The sequence below is a fragment of the Pseudomonas syringae genome (assembly GCF_021606685.1).
Lineage (GTDB): Bacteria > Pseudomonadota > Gammaproteobacteria > Pseudomonadales > Pseudomonadaceae > Aquipseudomonas > Aquipseudomonas syringae_R.
The window spans coordinates 1-2,721 of record NZ_WKCB01000147.1; the positions used below are offsets into that span (position 1 = coordinate 1).

Genomic DNA, 2,721 nt, shown 5'->3' on the forward strand with positions numbered 1-2,721 from the left:
GGGTATTAGCCACGACGGAGATCACCGGCACATCGTTATGCAGATTGACGGTTGGCTGCGCGGCGCTATGCGAGTTCAGGCCTTCTGGATCGGTGACGGTTAGGTCGATTTTCGGCAGCTGGTTGCCGGCGTTGACGAAGTCAGCGCCTTTCTGGGTGAGTACTACGTTGTTGCCGTCGATGGCGTAGTAACCATCAGCGTTGCTGGTGCCAGTGAAAGAAATCGTCAGACCTTCGCGCGGGGTCTCTTCGTCGGTCGCGGTGAAGGTACCGGCGACGGTGCCTGCTGTAGCCGAGTTCTCTTCCAGGGTGTTAGCCGCAACGGTGATTACCGGCACGTCGTTATGCAGGTTAACAGCCGGTTGGCCGGAACCATTGGAGCTTGCGCCCGATGGATCAGCAACAGTCAGGTCGATCTTAGGCAACTGGTTGCCAGCGTTAACGAAGTCAGCGCCCTTCTGGGTAAGCACAACGTTGTTGCCGGAGATGCTGTAGTAGCCGTCAGCGTTGCTGTTGCCAGTGAAGGAAATCGTCAGACCTTCGCGCGGCGTTTCTTCGTCGGTCGCCGTGAAAGTACCGGCGACGGTGCCTGCTGTAGCCGAGTTCTCTTCCAGGGTGTTAGCCGCAACGGTGATTACCGGCACGTCGTTGTGCAGGTTAACAGTCGGCTGGCCTTCGCCAGTGGAGTTCGCGCCCGATGGATCAGCAACAGTCAGGTCGATCTTAGGCAGCTGGTTGCCAGCGTTAACAAAGTCAGCACCCTTCTGGGTCAGCACAACATTGTTGCCATCGATGGCGTAGTAACCATCGGTATTGCTGGTACCAGTGAAGGAAACGGTCAGACCTTCACGCGGGGTCTCTTCGTCGGTCGCGGTGAAAGTACCGGCAACAGTACCTACTGCAGCGGAGTTTTCTTCGATCGTGGCCGGAGCAACCACAATTACCGGGACATCGTTGTGCAGGTTAACGGTCGGCTGGCCTTCGCCAGTGGAGTTAGCGCCCGATGGATCAGCAACAGTCAGGTCGATCTTAGGCAGTTGATTGCCAGCGTTAACGAAGTCAGCGCCCTTCTGAGTCAGCACAACATTGTTGCCATCGATGGCGTAGTAGCCATCTGCGTTGCTGGTACCAGTAAAGGAAACGGTCAGACCTTCACGCGGCGTTTCTTCGTCGGTCGCGGTGAAGGTACCGGCGACGGTGCCTGCTGTAGCCGAGTTCTCTTCCAGGGTGTTAGCCGCAACGGTGATTACCGGCACGTCGTTATGCAGGTTAACAGCCGGTTGGCCGGAACCATTGGAGCTTGCGCCCGATGGATCAGTAACAGTCAGGTCGATCTTAGGCAACTGGTTGCCTGCGTTGACGAAGTCAGCGCCTTTTTGCGTCAGCACCACGTTATTGCCGGAGATGCTGTAGTAGCCGTCAGCGTTGCTGTTGCCAGTGAAGGAAACGGTCAGACCTTCACGCGGCGTTTCTTCGTCGGTCGCAGTGAAGGTACCGGCGACGGTGCCTGCAGTGGCGGAGTTCTCTTCGAGGGTGTTAGCCGCTACGGTGATCACCGGCACATCATTGTGCAAGTTAACGGTCGGCTGGCCTTCGCCAGTGGAGTTCGCGCCCGATGGATCAGCAACAGTCAGGTCGATCTTAGGCAGCTGGTTGCCAGCGTTGACGAAGTCAGCGCCCTTCTGAGTCAGCACAACATTGTTGCCATCGATGGCGTAGTAGCCATCTGCGTTGCTGGTACCAGTAAAGGAAACGGTCAGACCTTCACGCGGCGTTTCTTCGTCGGTCGCAGTGAAAGTACCGGCGACGGTGCCCGCAGTGGCGGAGTTCTCTTCGACGGTGTTAGCCGCAACGGTGATTACCGGCACATCGTTATGCAGGTTAACGGTTGGCTGGCCTTCGCCAGTGGAGTTCGCGCCCGATGGATCAGCAACAGTCAGGTCGATCTTAGGCAGCTGGTTGCCAGCGTTAACAAAGTCAGCACCCTTCTGGGTCAGCACAACATTGTTGCCATCGATGGCGTAGTAACCATCGGCATTGCTGGTACCAGTGAAGGAAACGGTCAGACCTTCGCGCGGAGTTTCTTCGTCGGTCGCAGTGAAAGTACCGGCGACGGTGCCCGCAGTGGCCGAGTTCTCTTCGACGGTGTTAGCCGCAACGGTGATCACCGGCACATCGTTGTGCAGGTTAACGGTCGGTTGGCCTGCGCCAGTGGAGTTTGCGCCCGATGGATCAGCAACAGTCAGGTCGATCTTAGGCAGTTGATTACCAGCGTTAACAAAGTCAGCACCCTTCTGAGTCAGCACAACATTGTTGCCGTCGATGGCGTAGTAACCATCAGCATTGCTGTTGCCAGTGAAGGAAATCGTCAGACCTTCACGCGGCGTTTCTTCGTCGGTCGCGGTGAAAGTACCGGCGACGGTGCCCGCAGTGGCGGAGTTCTCTTCGACGGTGTTAGCCGCAACGGTGATTACCGGCACGTCGTTATGCAGGTTAACGGTCGGTTGGCCGGAACCATTGGAGTTCGCGCCCGATGGATCAGCAACAGTCAGGTCGATCTTAGGCAGTTGATTACCGGCATTAACGAAGTCAGCGCCCTTCTGAGTCAGCACAACATTGTTGCCGTCGATGGCGTAGTAACCATCAGCATTGCTGTTGCCAGTGAAGGAAATCGTCAGACCTTCACGCGGCGTTTCTTCGTCGGTCGCGGTGAAAGTACCGG

Annotated in this window: 1 protein-coding gene; it reads right to left on the reverse strand. The window is 56.9% G+C overall.

The window, feature by feature from the left end:
* A partial coding sequence (locus GIW02_RS26945) for a hypothetical protein (protein WP_236422215.1) occupies positions 1-2,721 on the reverse strand: 2,721 nt, incomplete at both ends.